Origin of the sequence: Actinoplanes sp. NPDC049668, from assembly GCF_044465445.1 — a bacterium.
GTDB lineage: Bacteria > Actinomycetota > Actinomycetes > Mycobacteriales > Micromonosporaceae > Actinoplanes.
On sequence record NZ_JBITLR010000008.1, the window covers coordinates 180,627 to 195,190 of the forward strand.

Sequence of the window (14,564 nt, forward strand, 5' to 3'; positions counted from 1 at the left end):
GCGGGGTTGACGTCGGAGGCTTGGGGCATGGACGTTGACGCATACCTCGACCGGATCGGCGCGGACCGGAGCGCCTCGCTGCGCGAATTGCACCGTGCCCACCAGGCGGCGGTGCCGTTCGAGAACCTCGGCATCCACCTCGGCGAGACGGTCTCACTCAAACCCGAAGACCTCTTCGACAAGATCGTACGGCGGCGGCGGGGCGGTTTCTGCTACGAGCTCAACGGCGCGATCGCGATCGTGCTGGAAGAACTCGGGTACGCCGTGGCGCGGGTCGGTGCGCGGGTACACAACGGCGAACGGTTCGGGCCGATCTTCGATCACCTGGCATTGCTGGTGACCGATCAGGACGGCGAGCGGTGGCTGTTCGACGTCGGATTCGGGGCCCATTCGGCGTACCCGTTGAAAGTGAGCGACCGGGGCGAGCAGAAGGACCCGGGCGGGGTTTTCGTCGTCGCCCCGGCGCCGGACGGTGACCTGCTGGTCAGCCGGGACGGGAAGCCGGAGTACCAGGTCGAGCCGCGCGCGCGTGACCTCGGCGACTTCGAGCCAGCCTGCTGGTGGCAGCAGACCTGGCCGGGTTCGCACTTCCGGAAGGGCACGATCTGCACCCGCCTCGACGGGGAAGGCCGCATCACCATCTCGGGGCGGAATCTGATCCGTACCAACCAGGAGGGCCGGACCGAGACGGCGCTGGACAGCGACGCGGACCTGCTCGCCGCCTACCGCGATCTTTTCGGCGTGGTCCTCGACCGCGCCGTGGCATAGCGACCTCGGTCCCGGTCGAAACCGGCACCCGCCCGGGGCGGAGCGGCGGCGACGGGGCAGCGCTCGTCACGACGGACATCTATGATCCTGACGGTCTTCGCACCCCGAAGGGATTTCGGTGTCTCGTTCTTTCTGGTACGGCTGTGCCGGCCTGGCCCTGCTCACGTCCGCGACCACGGTTGGTCTCCTCGTCGCGCCCGCGCAGGCGGCCGCCGCCGGCGTCGCGTCCGTGGTGGAAGGCACCAAGATTCAGTACAAGGCCGGGTCGAAGACCACCAACAAGGTCGTGGCGACCCGCTCCGGCAACGCCGTCACCATCGACGATGTGGTCGCCGTCAAGCCGGGCAAGGGCTGCAAGAAGATCGACAAGACCAAGGTCCGCTGCACCACCCGGAAGGCGCCCGTCCGGATCCGCGTCTATCTCGGCGCCAAGAACGACTCGGTGGTCAACAAGACCGACCTGCCGATGACCGCCAGCGGCGGTGACGGCAATGACCGGATCACCGGCGGTCCCCGCGCCGACCTGCTGAGCGGCGGCGCCGGCAAGGATCAGATCTGGGGCGGCGGCGGTGGCGATCGTGTCGACGGTGGAGACAGCGCCGACCGGCTGCACGGTGGCGCCGGCAACGATTTCTTGAACGGCGGCCTGGGCAACGACTTCCTGTACGGCGAGGCCGGCAACGACAACATCTCCGGTGAGCAGGGCAACGACAAGGAGTACGGCGGGGCCGGCCAGGATTGGCTGCACCAGAACCCGATTCCGTCCTCCAGCACCGGCGCCGATCTGATCAGCGGGGGCAGCGGCGTCGACTTCGTCTACTACCAGGGTCGCCGCAAGGCGATCACCGCCGACCTCGACGGCGCCAAGGGAGACGACGGCGAGGCCGGTGAGCGCGACACACTCCTGGCCGACATCGAAGGGCTGACGGGCGGCGACGGCAATGACCGCCTCACCGGCCACTCCGGCCTCGACCTGCTGGAGGGCGGCCCCGGCAACGACACGCTGCGCGGCCTCGGCGGCAACGACGTCCTCTCGGGCGCCGCGGGACAGGACCGGTTGGAGGGTGGCGACGGCAATGACGTGCTCTACGGCGACTACGACTCGCCGGACGCCGCGGCGGACGTCCTGCTTGGCGGCGCCGGCGTGGACACCGTCGACTACTACCAGTACACCCGGCCGATCACCGTGGACCTGGACGGCGCGCCCCGGGACGACGGCCAGGCGGGCGAGCACGACACGGTCGGCTCGGACGTCGAGATCGTCACCGGCGGCCAGGGCTCGGACCGCCTGACCGGGAACGCCGCCGCCAACCGGCTCTTCGGCGAGAACGGCAACGACGTACTCCGCGGCGGCGCCGGCGACGACCTGCTCTCCGGCGACAGCGGCGCGGACACGCTGTACGGCGAGGCGGGCGACGACTGGCTGGACACCGGTGGGGGTTCATACCCGGAATCGGACCACCTGGACGGCGGTGACAATGCCACCCAGACCGGCGACAACTGCTGGGCGGACGCGACGGACGTCACGACCAACTGCGAGTACGCCGAGCTCTACTGGCCAGATCCGGTGTCCCGCTGAAGAGTTCACGCTGGCGTGACGATCGGATCGGCTCGGCGCTTCGCGGCGAGAATCCCACGGTGCCCGGTCGGACTCTCCGCAGAGCATGAACCGCCTCGGCGAGGCCGGCCGACCTGTGAGGGCTACTCGCCGACCGGGCCGCCCGCGAGCTCGGCGACGACGTCGAGGTGCCCCACGTGCCGGGCGTACTCCTGCAGGAGATGGAACAGCACCCGCTCCAGCGTCGCCGGCGGCGCGCCGTCCCAGCGCGGGCCGGGCGCCCCGACGGCCGTGAGATCGTTGCCGGCGACCACGGCCGTGGTGTGCGCGCCCTGAGCGCGCAGCGCCGCCACGAGATCGTCGCGGGTCTCGTCGGGCGCGACATGCCACCGGTCCTCGCGCCGGTCACCCCACGGGTCACCGACGTCGCGGCCCTGAAATCCCCACTCGATCCACCGCAGCTCGACGTAGCGCAGATGCTTGAGCAGCTCGAGCGGCGTCCACCCGGACGGAAGCCTGCTGCGGCGCAACTCCTCGTCGGGCAGCGCGGAGACCTTCGACAGCACCGACTCCCGGAAGTAGTCGAGGTACCGCAGAAACACCTCGGTCTGCCCAGTCGCGGGGATCGTCGGCGAGGGGAACGGCATCGTCATCGCACCATTCTCCGTCGATGAGCCCGGCGGGCCGGACGGCGCCGGCCCGCCGGTGTGTCTCAGCCGAGCCGTTCGCAGCCGGCGACCACGTCGATGGGGCTGACGTGGCACAGGTCGCCGACCGCGGTGTTCGCGCCGCCGTCGACCTCGTCGGCGTTGTATGTGTGCGGCTCGTCGCCGACGTAGCGGGTGTAGATGGTGTCGTCGCCGGCGTCGCCGTACAGGCGGTTGGAGCCGTAGCTGCCGTAGAGCTCGTCGTTGCCGCCGCCGCCGTGGAAGACGTCCTTGCCCTCGCCGCCGGTGAGGCGGTTGGCGGCGCCGTTGCCGGTGAAGACGTTGTCGCCGTCGCCGCCGGTGATGTTCTCCACGTCGGTGCCGACGGTGTCCCGCTCGCCGGGCGCGCCGTCGTCGCCCTTCGCGCCGTCGAGGTCGACGGTCGCCTGCGCGCGGTAGTAGTCGACGGTGTCGCGGCCGGAGCCACCGAGCAACACGTCGGCGCCATACGAACCGTGCGAGTCCTCGGGGTCGACGTCGCCCTCGAGGCGGTCGTCGCCGGCGCCACCGGAGAGGAGGTCGTTGCCGAGGCCGCCCTCCAGGGCGTCGTTGCCGTCGCCGCCGTACAGCTTGTCGGCGTGCTCGTTGCCGTAGAGCCTGTCGTTGCCGGCCCGGCCGTGGAGCGTGTCGTTGCCGGTGCCGCCGGTGAGCACGTCGCCGCCCGCGCCGCCGTAGAGCCTGTCGCTGCCGCTGCCGCCGTCGAGCAGCGACGCGATGCCCGTCTTGTTGGTGACGGTGTCGTTCCTGGTGCCGCTGTAGATTCGTACCCTGGTCGGGTTCTTCGGCAGCTTGCAGCGCACCTTGGTCTTGTCGCCCCGGACGGCCTTGCAGCCCTTGCCCGCCTTGATCCGGACGTTGTCGTCGATGGTGACGGTACGGCCCGAGCGGGTGATGACGATCTTGTTCGCCTTGCCGACGGCGGCCTTGTACTCGACCTCGGTCGTCTTGACCACGCGGACCACGCCGGTGGACGCCGCCTCGGCGGGCGAGGCGAGCACGCCGACGCCGATCGTGGTGAGCAGGACCATCCCTATTCGGGACAGATGAGTTGCAGACGCCATGAAATTTCCCCCGTGCTGAATGTGGACGGTGCAATGGTCGCGATCATAGATTGATCAGCCGGTTACCGGCTGTCCCCGGCGGGCCAGCTCGGCGACGATCGCGCCGATGTTCCATGCGTCGTCGTCGCCGCGGTGGTGGCGTCCCTCCAGCGGCAGGCCGGCGAGCGCGAGGGCCCGGCTCATGCCGACCTCCCGGCGCAGGCCGAATACGGCCGCGAACCGTTCCTTGACGTTGATATGGCGGGTGCCGAACGGATATCCGGCGCCGCCGACGCACTGGCGTTCGAACTGGCGCCGGTCGTATTCGCCCCAACTCGCCCAGGTGCGGTGGCGTCCGCGCAGCTCGTCCCGGACCTGAGCGCAGGCGGCGGCGAAGTCCGCGGCACCATCCACATCGGCCTGAGTGAGCCCGGTCAGCTCGGTGCAAAACGCGCTGACCCGCGACCGGCGCGGCCGTACCAGAATTCGCCGCTTCTCGACCCGCCGCCAGTCGGCGGTGTCGACCACGCAGATCCCGATCTCGATGATCTCGCTCGACTCACCGCGCGGCGGGCCGTCGGCCCAGCAGGTCGCCTCCACGTCGACGACATTGAGGAACCGTTCAGAAGGCTCATTCACGGGTGAGCACTCTAATGGTGGGCCGCGGTATGTTGCCGCTCGTGTTGGAGGGGCTTGACGGTGTGGCGTGGGCGGGGTTGGAGCACGCCTACGGGTCCGCGGCGGACGTACCGGATCTCATTCGGGCGCTGCGGGACACCGACCCGGCGGCGCGTCAGAACGCGCGCCGGGGCCTTTACGGCAACATCTTTCACCAAGGTACGCGGTACGAGGCGAGCGCTCATGCCGTGCCGTTCCTGATCGAGCTGCTCGCGGACCCGGGCACGCGTGAGCGCAACGAGCTCCTGAGCCTGCTGACTTCGCTGGCGATCGGATACGACGAGTCGTGGTTGCCCGACCCGTTCCCCGTTGCCTCCTACCGGCGGCGGGCGCTCGCGGACGTCGAGCTTCGGGTCTACGACGCGGTCCGTTCCGGCGTACCGCTGTATTGCGCACTGCTGGTCGACGAGGAGCCGGCGGTTCGGCTCGCTGCCGCGTACGCGTTGGGGTGGTTCGGTGAGGACGCGGTGGCGGTGACCGGCCCGCTGGTGGCCGCGGTCGGCGACCGCCGGGCGGCGACCGGCGCGACGGCGTTGGTCGCGCTCGGTTTGGTCGGGGCCGCTGAGCGGGTAGTCCGGGCCGCGCTGACCGACGACCGGGAGCTGGTGCGGTGGGGCGCGGCCGTCGCGCACGCGCGGCTGCGCGGGCCGGCGGCCGACCCGGCCGCGGTGACCGAGCTGCTGAGCTGGGCCGGCGGGGACCGGCCCAGCGAGCGGGAGATTCCCTACCTCGACGGCGACCTGTCCGGCCTCGCCGGGCTGGCGTTGCGCCAGGTCGGCGACGCGCACGCCGAGGCGGCGTTCGACGCGCTCCTGGCGCGGATTCCGGCGGTCAGCGGCCCGGAGTCGCTGCCGGTCGTCGGCGAGGCGCTTCGGCGCGCCTTCCCCGACGGGCGGCTCGCCCAAGGGGCTCGCTTCGCCGATCTCGACGCGCGGCAGCGGCGTCTCGTGCGTGCCCTGGCCGACTCTCCCGGCACCTGGGGATGGGGCCGGGCCCCGGTGTTCGGCAATTTCATGGGGTTGGTGCTCTCCTACGGGCTCCCCTTCAATCCCGAAACCATGCGTACGTTCGTAGCCGAGCCCTGACAGCCGTTACTGTCGGTCCATGTCCGGCCCTGGAGACGTGCCACCGGAAATCCTCGACCGGCTGCGGCCCATCTGCCGGCGGCTGCCCGACGCCTACGAGGAAGCGGCCTGGATCGGCGTCCGATGGCGGATCCGCACGCGGACGATCGCACACGTCTACACGCCGGATCTCGAACGTTATCCGGTCTACGCCGAGCATGTGGTCGCGGGCGAGGCACCGACCGTGCTGACGTTTCGGGTGCCCCTCGACGACCTGCTCGGCCTGACCGCACGCGGCTTCCCGTTCTTCCGGGCGCCGTGGGGCCACAACGTCGCGGCCGTCTTTCTCGACGACCATACGGACTGGGCTGAGGTCGCCGAGCTGATCACCGACAGCTACTGCGAAATGGCCCCGAAGTTCCTCGCCAGGCGAGTGATCGCCGGCGGCTGACTATGCGCATGCCATGCAGCGGCGGGCGAACGGCCGCGCGGCGAGCCGTTCCTCGGCGATCGGCTGCCCGCATCGTTCGCAGACGCCGTAGGTCGCCGTGTCGACCCGGTGCAGCGCGTCGTCGATCTCGGCGATCCGGTTCCGCGCGGCGGCCAGCAACGCGGTCAGCTGGGCGCGTTCGAAGCCGATGGTGGCGCCCTCCGGGTCGTGCTCGTCGTCGGCGTTCGAATCCCGCGACGCCGTGAACAGTGCCTGCAGGTCCTGGGCCAGGGTCGCCGCCTCGGCCTCCGCGTTCGCTCGCAGCCGCAGCAGCTCATCCCGAACCATCCCGCCAGCGTAACGACGCGTTCCGGGGTCAGCGGAAGATCGGCTCGCCGGCCAGGAGTATTTCCCGCAGCCGGTCGCCGATCAGCGGATCGGGTCGCGAGTCGGGGTCGAGGTCTTCGAGCGCCCGCGCCACCAGGTGCTCCTTCTCCCGAGGCTCGCCGTTCTCGCGGAGCACCAGCACGCCGCGACCGCGGTCGTAGATCACGATGACCGGCGCCTGGATGTCGGCGAGCATCGCGTCCGCGTCCGACTCGATCTGTCGGCCGCCGACGTCGAACAGGCCCTGGGTCTGCCCGCCGAGGATCCACTCGCCGATCTCCACCTTGCCGTCGACGACCAGGATCGCGTCCCCGAGAATCAGGCGTCGCGCCCGGAGGTGCCCGCGCACCGCATAGATCGAGTGGATGTCCTCGCCGAGATCGAGGGTGCCGCGGACCGTCAGCCCGCCGCCGAACAGCACCATCTCGGTGTCGCCCAGCTCGTCGCGGCGGGCCGCCACGTCGAACTCGTCGACCGTGACCGGCTCCTCGTACAGCTCGACCTCGCTCGCGTAATCCTCGAACCAGGCACCGGCGAGCAACTCGTCGGCCTGCGCTGCGGTGATCTTCATGCGGCGGGGCGTCCCTTCGACGTCGTGAGCAGACAACCCTATCGCCGACGATCGTTACCGCAGCGTCGCGTGCAACGCCTCGGCGAATGCGGCCGGGTGGTCGGCGAAGCCGGTGTGTTCGCCGGGGAAGTCGGCCGGTGCGGTGCCGAGTCCCTCGGCCAGCGCCACGGACGTTCGGCAGGTCAACAGCTTGTGTGACTCGACGCCGAGCCCGACCACCACCCGGACCGGGCCGGCGGCGAGGGCCGCGACGTCCGGCAGGTAGCTCGTGGTGTGCCACAGCTCGTGTGCGAAGAACCGGGCGCCGTCGGCGAGATCCTGCTCCGAGGGTTCGTGCTCGCCGGGGTCCTCGTCGGGGTGTTCGCCGTCGTAGCCGGCCTGTTCCATGAATCGCTGCCACGCCGCGCCCAGCCCGTCGCGGTGGAACGCCGCCACGGTGTCCTCGACCGCGGCCAGTTGCGCCGCCGCGTCCGGGAGCAGCCGCAGCACGGGCGGCTCGTGCGCCACGAGGGTGCGCAGCCGCCCCGGTTGCCGTACGGCCAGCGCCAGGCCGGTCAGCGCGCCGCCGCTGGTGCCGAACATGTCGGCCGAGTCGGCCCCGAGCGCGTCGAGCAGCGCGATCACGTCGTCGGACCGCAGCTCGGGCGTCGAGTCCTGCGCCGGGTCGTCCAGCGGGCTGCGCCCGACGCCGCGCGGGTCGTGGGTGACGACGGTGTACCGGTCCGACAGCGCGTCGGCCATCGGCGCGAACACGTCGGCGCCCATCGGCGCGGCCGCCAGCAGCAGCAGTGGTCCGCTGCCGCGCACCTCGTAGTGGATCCGTCCACCGGGTACGGGCAGGGTTCGGGTCATGGTGGTCATGGTTCCGATCGTGGGCCGGGTGGCGGTCCGAACGCCAACACCTGTTGGCGGCCGATTGACGCGCTGAGTGTGTGAATCGAGTACAACGGAGGTGTGCCCGAGGATCTCGACATCCGGCTGCTGCGTCACTTCGTCGTGGTGGCGGAGGAGCTGCACTTCAGCCGGGCCGCGCAGCGGCTGTTCCTGGCGCAGCAGGCGCTCAGCCGCGACGTCCGGCGGCTGGAGGACCGGGCCGGGGTGCGCCTGCTGGATCGGACCACCCGGCGGGTCGTGCTGACGCCGGCCGGGCACACGCTGCTGCGCCGGGCGCGGGAGCTGCTCGCGCTGCACGACACCACGCTGCGCGAGCTGCACGGCGAGCCGAGCTCGCTGACCGTCGACGTGGTCGGCGCCGGGCTCACCCCGGCCCTGGTCCTGGCGACCGCCCGGCGCCGCTCCCCGCAGGTGGAGTTCTTCGCCCGCTTCCACACCGGCACCGACGACGCGGTGCCGCTGCTGCTCGCCGAGCGCCTCGACGTCACCTTCGGCCGAATCCCGCACCGCCTCGACGGGCTGCGGCACCGCCCGGTGCGCCACGAGCCGCTCGCGGTGCTGCTGCCCGCGGATCATCCGCTCACCGCGTACGACGCCGTCCCGCTCCGGGCGCTGGGCGGTGCCGGCGTGTGCTTCCGCGCCGGCAGCCACGCCACTCCCGGCTGGGAACACGCGATGCTGCAGCTGCTCGCCCCGTTCGGCGTCGACGCGGCCGGCGCCCACCCGCACGTGCACGGCGTCGACGAGCTGACACAGCACCTGGCGGGCCGCAGCGGGCCGATCCTGGTGATGAGCACCCAGCCCGCCGTGCCCGGCGGCGTGCTGCGCCCGGTCGTCGATCCGGTCCCGCTCTTCCCCTGGGCGATGATCTGGCGCGCCGGCACCGACCACCCCGGGCTGCGGGCCCTGCACGCGGCGGTGGACGAGCTGTCCCCCGGCTGGCCCGCCGTGCCGGCGGATCCGGGCACGACCTGGCTGCCGGCCCCGGAGTCAGGTTCGGTCTGACGAATGGACCTCGACGGAGACCGTGAGGTCGTCGAGGTCGCCCCACCCGACCGTTCCGTAGTAGTAGTCGTCGTTCTTCTCCCACATGAACCCGTCCGGGATGCTCCGGCTGTCGCTGTGGTTCGGGCCGCGCCACCACGTCGCGCGGACGGCGTCACCGTCGCGGGCCGTCAGCTCCAGCATGCCGCCGGCGCGGTGCCGGGCCTGCGTCGTGAACGAAACGGACATGGCGATCCGTTCGTGCGGCACCTGGACGATCCACCTACCGGGGCGGTCCTGTACCGCACCCGGAGAGTCGGCGTTCACCACCACGTGAACGCCGTCGGGCTCCCAACACCCGTACGCCTGCGCCAGCAGCTCGCCGTCCACCAGGACGTACTGGCCGGTGAGTACCCCGTCACGCGCGGTGGCCCGGCGGCGGGCCGCGTCGAACGCGGCGTTGTCGATCACACGGGTCAGTGTGTGCCCGCCCCGTCTCGATGTCGAGGAGATCCTCACCATTGCCGTGACGAGGCGAGCCGCCCGGCGTGGCGCCGGGCGGCTCGTGTGGGTCAGGTGTGAGCTATCAGACTCAGCCGAACATCTGGGTGTAGTACGGGGCGCCGTCGCTGGCGTAGGCCACGCCGACCGCGAACGTCTTGGCCTTGCAGTCGACGATGTTCGCCCGGTGCCCGGGGCTGGCCATCCAGCGCTTCATCGTCTCCGACGCGGTGCGGTAGCCGTACGCGACGTTCTCGCTCCGCGGGTGGGCGAAGCCCGCCCGCACGCCGCGCTGGATGAAGGTGGAACCACCCGAACCGACGTGGCTCATCTTCTTGGTGCGGGCCTGGTAGGCGCTGTGTCCGCGCGCGGCCTTCAGCAGCCGGGCGTCGACCCGGATCGCCTTGCAGCCGGCCCGCACGCGGGTGTTGTTGGTGTAGGTCACCAGCTGCGACTGCAGGGTAGAGGTGGCGACCGGCGCGGCCTGTGCGGGCGCGGCGGTCACGGCCGCGGCAGCCATAGAGGCTCCGATACCCGCCAGCATGACGCCGACCGTCGAAACAACCTTGCGCACCGTCTTGCGAGCCACTTTGAATCTCCCCCATCCGGTCCGGCCCCCGTTGGCCGGTCACATGAAAGAGATTCGCGGTCGTTCGGTGCGCCCATCGTTCCCAGGAGGTTGCCTACCGGTTGCGCACCATACTTTCGGCCGGGCGAGGGTGCCGATGCGTCCTGGCACACCCCATCCGAGCGGACACGGCGGTGCCCGCGGGCGCATTGTCGTCACCGCGGGGAGGGCAGCTTAGGCATACATAAGTTTCGGGGCGTGACCTGCGTCATGACGCAGGGCTTCCTCTCGGATGGCCGCGCGCCGTCGCCGATTGGCGGGGCAACAGACGTCGCGTCGGCCAGAGGAGTCCAGATGCGTATCGCAAATCTGCGGGTAGGTGTGCGAATGCCGCTGGCGTTCGCCATGGTCTCCGCGCTGATCGTGGTCGCTACCGCGATGGGTGCGTGGGGTCTCGAGAAGACCAGCGACGCCCAGCAGCGTTACACCGAACTGGTCGAGGTCCGTGACCATGTCGCCGCGGCGCGGCTGCATCTCGCCGACATCAGCGGCTGGCAGGGTCTGACCATCCTGGACATCGCCACGGACGGCTACACGGCCGCGACCGGCGCCAAGGGCTACAACCGCCAGGGCCTGCTGGAGTCGAAGAAGGCCGTCTACGAGCTGCTGGAGCACGCCGGGGGCGAGGCACAGACCGGGCACGAGCGCGACCTGTGGGACCGGCTCAGGTCGGGCTGGGACGCCTACTTCGCCGAGGACGACGTCCTGCTGAAGCAGATCGAGAAGGACCCGCGGACCGGCATCACCGCGGCCAAGTCGAGCTTCAACGAGGGGGCCACCCACGACATCTACAACCGGATCTCCGAGGTGACCGACACGTTGGAGGCCGACCTGGACGCCCGGATGACCGCCGAGAGCGCCTTCATGACGAAGCTGCGCCGCACCAGCATCGTGGTGCTGCTCTCCACACTCGGTGTCGCGCTGCTGGCCGCCGTCGCCATGAGCGTTGCCGCCACCCGCTCGGTGGTCCGGCCGCTGCGCGAGGTCGTGCGCGCCCTGCGCGGGCTGGCCTCCGGCGACCTCACCGCGCACGCCGAGGTGGCCGGCAAGGATGAGCTGGCCGAGCTGGGCCACGCCCTGAACGAGACCGCCGGCGCGCTGCGGGAGACCATCGGCGCGCTGTCCGGGCACGCCGAGCACATGTCCGGCGCCTCGACCGACCTGTCGGCGACCGCCGTTCAGATCGCCGCGCTCGCCGAGGAGACCAGCGCGCAGGCCGAGGAGGTCGCGCAGAGCGCCCAGCGGGTCTCGGCCAACGTGCACACGGTCACCGTCGGCAGCGCGCGGGTGGACGACTCCATCGGCGAGATCTCGACGAATGCCACCGAGGCCGCCGCCGTCGTCGTCGAGGCGGTCACCGTCGCCGAGGCGACCACGGCCACCGTGGCCCGCCTCGGCGCGTCCTCCACCGAGATCGGCGCGGTCGTCAACGCGATCACCAACATCGCCGAGCAGACCAACCTGCTGGCGCTCAACGCCACCATCGAGGCGGCCCGCGCCGGCGAGGCGGGCAAGGGCTTCGCGGTCGTGGCCGGCGAGGTCAAGGACCTGGCCCAGGAGACCGCCCGCGCCACCCACGACATCACCGAGCGCGTCCAGGTCATCCAGACCGACACCGCCGGCGCGGTCGCCGCCATCGAGCAGATCGCGACGATCATCCGCCGGATCAGCGGGTACCAGGACCTCATCACCGCCGCCGTGGCGCAGCAGAGCGCCACGACCGCCGAGATGGGCCGCAACGTCGCCGAGGCCTCCGCGGCCAGCGAGGAGATCAGCGCCACCATCGCCGACGTCGCCGCGGCGGCGAACAGCACCGCCGCGGGCGTCAACCGCTCACAGACCGCCGCCACCGACCTGGCCACCATGGCCGTCGAGCTGCGCAAGCTGGTGGCGGCCTTCAAGCTCTAAAGGCGATCAGTCGTCGTCGTCCCCGTCGTCGCCATCGTCGTCGTCACCGTCGCCGCCGGGGCAGCCGGTGAGAGCGAGCAGCGCGCCGGCGGCGCCGGCGAGCCCGAGCGCGCGGCCGAAGAAGAGTCGCCGGCTCATTGCGCCGCCGGCCCGGATGTCGTCCTCTGAGGTGGTTCGCACATCCTCCATCCCGGCATTCTCGCAGCGTCCGCGCTCAAAACTCCACCGGTGGCGCGTTGTGCGGCGTGATCACCTGGATGGCCGACGGGTTGGTGCGGATCGGGCCGGGCAGTGCGCCCTGCGCCTGCATGATCGCGTGGCAGGCCCGCCGGAGATCGGTACGCAGGTCGTGGTGCAGCACCGCGGACAGCTTCCGTTCGCGCAGCAGCGCGGTGTTCTCCTCGTCCAGGTCGTGCGCCACGAAGACGTCGTAGGGCCGGCGCCGCGCGGCGAACGCCGCCACCACCGCCGAGTTGCCCCCGGCGCCGGCGTACAGCGAGTAGATCGCGCGGACCGACGGGTTGCCGGCCAGCACCTCGCGGATGCCCGCGCCGACCGCGTCGGCGCTGTCCTCGGCGTCGACGACCTCGAACAGACGGCGGTGCGGACCCCGGCCGCGCAGCTCGGCGCGGAAACCCATCTCCCGCTCGTCCTCGCCGCGGAAGGAGCCGTGCCCGCGCACCACCAGGATGTCGCCGGCCCGGTCGGCCAGCCACTGCTGGATCAGGTACGCGGCGGTGGCGCCGGCCGCGCGGTTGTCGATGCCCGCGTAGGCGACGCGCGGGCTGGCCGGCAGGTCGGTCACCAGGGTGACCAGCGGTACGTTCCCGCGGCGCGCGGCCGCGACGATCTCGGGCCGGTCCGGGGCCTTCAGGATCACGCCGTGCGACCGGCCGCGGGCCACCCGTTCGAGCACCGACACCACGTCGGCCGCCGACGGGTGGTCCAGCAGGTGGAAGCGGGCGCGGATCACCGCCGGGCGCAGGCCGGGCAGCTCCGCCTCGAGCGCCGCGCGGATCGCCGCGCAGAACCGCGGCGGCGCCTGCACGATCACGTCGACCATGAAGGTGCGGCCGCCGAGCCGCACCTGGGCGCGCTGCCTGTCCAGGTCGGAGATCGCCTGCCGGACCTCGCGGATCGTGCTGTCCCGGACCCCGCCGCGCCCGTGCAGCACCCGGTCCACGGTGGCCTCGCTGAGGCCGGACTGCGCGGCGATCTCGCGGATCCGGTACGGGTGCTTCACGCGTACACGGTGATGGGTTTTTGAGGGGTTTTCAAGGGTCTTTGAGGTTGTTGCCGGATCTAGCGTTGCCGCATGACAACCTGCCGACTGGAGGACTTCCGGGCCGTCTGCGAGACCAAGACGGAACCGGCCGACTACCCGCACGCCGTCGATGTCGTCGACAACGTGCTCATCTATCCCGGCAAGCTCGCCGACACTCCGGAGGTTCGGGCGGAACTCGCCCGGGCGCTGATGGACGGGCCCGGCGTGGTGATGTTCGCCGGTGCGTTCGCGCCGGCGGTGGTGGACCGCGCGAGCGCGGTGTTCGCCGAGCTGATCTCCGAGCAGCGGGCCGCCGGGGTGGCCGGCGGCGACCACTTCGCCAAGCCCGGCGCCAACGACCGGGTGTGGGGCGCGCTGGACAAGTTCGCGCTGCGCGACCCCGCCGCGTTCGCCGCCTACTACGACAACGACACGCTCGCGCTGGCCTGCCGGGCCTGGCTGGGCGCCGGCTACCAGGTGACCTCGCAGGTCAATGTGGTCAACCCCGGCGGCGTCGCACAGGTTGCGCACCGCGACTACCACCTCGGGTTCATGTCTGCGGAGCAGGCGCTGCGGTATCCGGCGCACGTGCACGCGCTGTCGCCGGCGCTGACCCTGCAGGGCGCGGTGGCGCATGTCGACATGCCGCTGGAGAGCGGCCCGACGCTCTACCTGCCGCACTCGCAGAAGTACCCGGCCGGCTACGTCGCGTTTCACCAGCCGGAGTTCACCGCCTACTTCGACGACCACCGCGTGCAGCTGCCGCTCGCCAAGGGCGACGCCGCCTTCTTCAACCCGGCGCTGTTCCACGGCGCCGGCACCAACCGGTCCGCCGGCATCCGGCGCATGGCGAACCTGCTGCAGGTCTCGTCCGCCTTCGGCCGGGCCATGGAGACCGTCGACCGGGTCGCGATCACGACCGCGCTCTACCCGGTGCTGCGTGCCTACGCCGGCTCGGTGGAGAACGTCGTCGCCGCCTCAGCGGAGGGCTATGCGTTCCCCACCAACCTCGACCGGGACCAGCCAGTCGGCGGCCTCGCACCGCGGACACAGGCCGAGCTCGTCCGGCAGGCGCTGGCCGAGGGGTGGGAGGAGGACAGGTTCCGGCAGGCCCTGCGCGCACAGGATCGACGGCGCGCGACGGTCGCCTGACGGTTTGTTGCCCACGCGTCCACCCTGGAA

Annotated in this window: 17 protein-coding genes; 7 read left to right on the forward strand and 10 right to left on the reverse strand. The window is 71.4% G+C overall.

Annotation, left to right across the window (positions count from 1 at the left end; translation table 11 throughout):
- Window positions 1-27: 27 nt before the first annotated feature.
- The gene (locus tag ACIBSW_RS31800; protein WP_354724385.1) at window positions 28-768 is read left to right on the forward strand and encodes an arylamine N-acetyltransferase; all 741 of its coding nucleotides are present in this window, start codon (window positions 28-30) and stop codon (window positions 766-768) included.
- 118 nt (window positions 769-886) lie between these two features.
- A complete protein-coding gene (locus tag ACIBSW_RS31805) occupies window positions 887-2,347 on the forward strand; it encodes a calcium-binding protein (RefSeq protein ID WP_354724387.1) in 1,461 nt (486 codons plus the stop codon).
- Window positions 2,348-2,469: 122 nt separating this feature from the next.
- Here ACIBSW_RS31805 and ACIBSW_RS31810 read toward each other — a convergent pair whose 3' ends face one another.
- From ACIBSW_RS31810 to ACIBSW_RS31820, 3 genes are read right to left on the reverse strand one after another with little or no spacing between them, the layout of a single operon-like run.
- Window positions 2,470-2,979, reverse strand: a complete 510-nt coding sequence (locus tag ACIBSW_RS31810; RefSeq protein WP_354724389.1) for a DinB family protein — start codon at window positions 2,977-2,979, stop codon at window positions 2,470-2,472.
- 59 nt (window positions 2,980-3,038) lie between these two features.
- On the reverse strand, window positions 3,039-4,094 hold the full coding sequence (locus ACIBSW_RS31815; RefSeq protein ID WP_354724391.1) for a calcium-binding protein: 1,056 nt from the start codon (window positions 4,092-4,094) through the stop codon (window positions 3,039-3,041).
- Between the two features lie 54 nt (window positions 4,095-4,148).
- Window positions 4,149-4,712, reverse strand: a complete 564-nt coding sequence (locus ACIBSW_RS31820) for a 3'-5' exonuclease (protein ID WP_354724393.1) — start codon at window positions 4,710-4,712, stop codon at window positions 4,149-4,151.
- Between the two features lie 41 nt (window positions 4,713-4,753).
- Between ACIBSW_RS31820 and ACIBSW_RS31825 the strand changes: the two genes are divergently transcribed.
- Together ACIBSW_RS31825 and ACIBSW_RS31830 are read left to right on the forward strand one after the other, a co-directional pair.
- The gene (locus ACIBSW_RS31825; RefSeq protein WP_354724395.1) at window positions 4,754-5,836 is read left to right on the forward strand and encodes a hypothetical protein; all 1,083 of its coding nucleotides are present in this window, start codon (window positions 4,754-4,756) and stop codon (window positions 5,834-5,836) included.
- A 19-nt stretch (window positions 5,837-5,855) separates the two neighbouring features.
- Window positions 5,856-6,266: an MmcQ/YjbR family DNA-binding protein gene (locus ACIBSW_RS31830; protein ID WP_354724397.1), complete on the forward strand. Its 411-nt coding sequence runs from the start codon at window positions 5,856-5,858 to the stop codon at window positions 6,264-6,266.
- On the opposite strand, the gene ACIBSW_RS31835 is transcribed toward ACIBSW_RS31830, so the two are convergent.
- The 3 genes from ACIBSW_RS31835 to ACIBSW_RS31845 are packed head-to-tail and all read right to left on the reverse strand — an operon-like array spanning window position 6,267 to window position 8,064.
- Window positions 6,267-6,593 (reverse strand): TraR/DksA C4-type zinc finger protein, encoded by a 327-nt coding sequence (locus tag ACIBSW_RS31835; protein WP_354724399.1) that lies wholly within the window; start codon window positions 6,591-6,593, stop codon window positions 6,267-6,269.
- 28 nt (window positions 6,594-6,621) lie between these two features.
- On the reverse strand, window positions 6,622-7,203 hold the full coding sequence (locus tag ACIBSW_RS31840; protein WP_354724401.1) for a hypothetical protein: 582 nt from the start codon (window positions 7,201-7,203) through the stop codon (window positions 6,622-6,624).
- Between the two features lie 54 nt (window positions 7,204-7,257).
- On the reverse strand, window positions 7,258-8,064 hold the full coding sequence (locus ACIBSW_RS31845; protein WP_354724403.1) for an alpha/beta hydrolase: 807 nt from the start codon (window positions 8,062-8,064) through the stop codon (window positions 7,258-7,260).
- A gap of 93 nt (window positions 8,065-8,157) precedes the next feature.
- On the opposite strand from ACIBSW_RS31845, the gene ACIBSW_RS31850 reads away from it, so the two are divergent.
- The gene (locus ACIBSW_RS31850; RefSeq protein ID WP_354724405.1) at window positions 8,158-9,102 is read left to right on the forward strand and encodes a LysR family transcriptional regulator; all 945 of its coding nucleotides are present in this window, start codon (window positions 8,158-8,160) and stop codon (window positions 9,100-9,102) included.
- On the opposite strand, the gene ACIBSW_RS31855 is transcribed toward ACIBSW_RS31850, so the two are convergent.
- Together ACIBSW_RS31855 and ACIBSW_RS31860 are read right to left on the reverse strand one after the other, a co-directional pair.
- Window positions 9,088-9,552 (reverse strand): hypothetical protein, encoded by a 465-nt coding sequence (locus tag ACIBSW_RS31855; RefSeq protein ID WP_354724407.1) that lies wholly within the window; start codon window positions 9,550-9,552, stop codon window positions 9,088-9,090. The genes ACIBSW_RS31850 and ACIBSW_RS31855 overlap by 15 nt on opposite strands.
- Before the next feature lie 121 nt (window positions 9,553-9,673).
- Window positions 9,674-10,102 carry a CAP domain-containing protein gene (locus ACIBSW_RS31860; RefSeq protein WP_354724409.1) on the reverse strand — a complete coding sequence of 143 codons (429 nt, stop codon included), beginning with the start codon at window positions 10,100-10,102 and terminating at the stop codon, window positions 9,674-9,676.
- Between the two features lie 402 nt (window positions 10,103-10,504).
- On the opposite strand from ACIBSW_RS31860, the gene ACIBSW_RS31865 reads away from it, so the two are divergent.
- Complete coding sequence (locus ACIBSW_RS31865; protein ID WP_354724411.1) at window positions 10,505-12,118, forward strand: methyl-accepting chemotaxis protein; 1,614 nt, start codon at window positions 10,505-10,507, stop codon at window positions 12,116-12,118.
- A gap of 6 nt (window positions 12,119-12,124) precedes the next feature.
- Here ACIBSW_RS31865 and ACIBSW_RS31870 read toward each other — a convergent pair whose 3' ends face one another.
- Window positions 12,125-12,307, reverse strand: coding sequence for a hypothetical protein (locus tag ACIBSW_RS31870; RefSeq protein WP_354724413.1), 183 nt, complete (start codon window positions 12,305-12,307; stop codon window positions 12,125-12,127).
- A gap of 25 nt (window positions 12,308-12,332) precedes the next feature.
- Window positions 12,333-13,361 carry a LacI family DNA-binding transcriptional regulator gene (locus ACIBSW_RS31875; protein WP_354724415.1) on the reverse strand — a complete coding sequence of 343 codons (1,029 nt, stop codon included), beginning with the start codon at window positions 13,359-13,361 and terminating at the stop codon, window positions 12,333-12,335.
- Window positions 13,362-13,433: 72 nt separating this feature from the next.
- On the opposite strand from ACIBSW_RS31875, the gene ACIBSW_RS31880 reads away from it, so the two are divergent.
- Window positions 13,434-14,534, forward strand: a complete 1,101-nt coding sequence (locus ACIBSW_RS31880; RefSeq protein ID WP_354724417.1) for a phytanoyl-CoA dioxygenase family protein — start codon at window positions 13,434-13,436, stop codon at window positions 14,532-14,534.
- The last annotated feature ends 30 nt before the right edge of the window (window positions 14,535-14,564 follow it).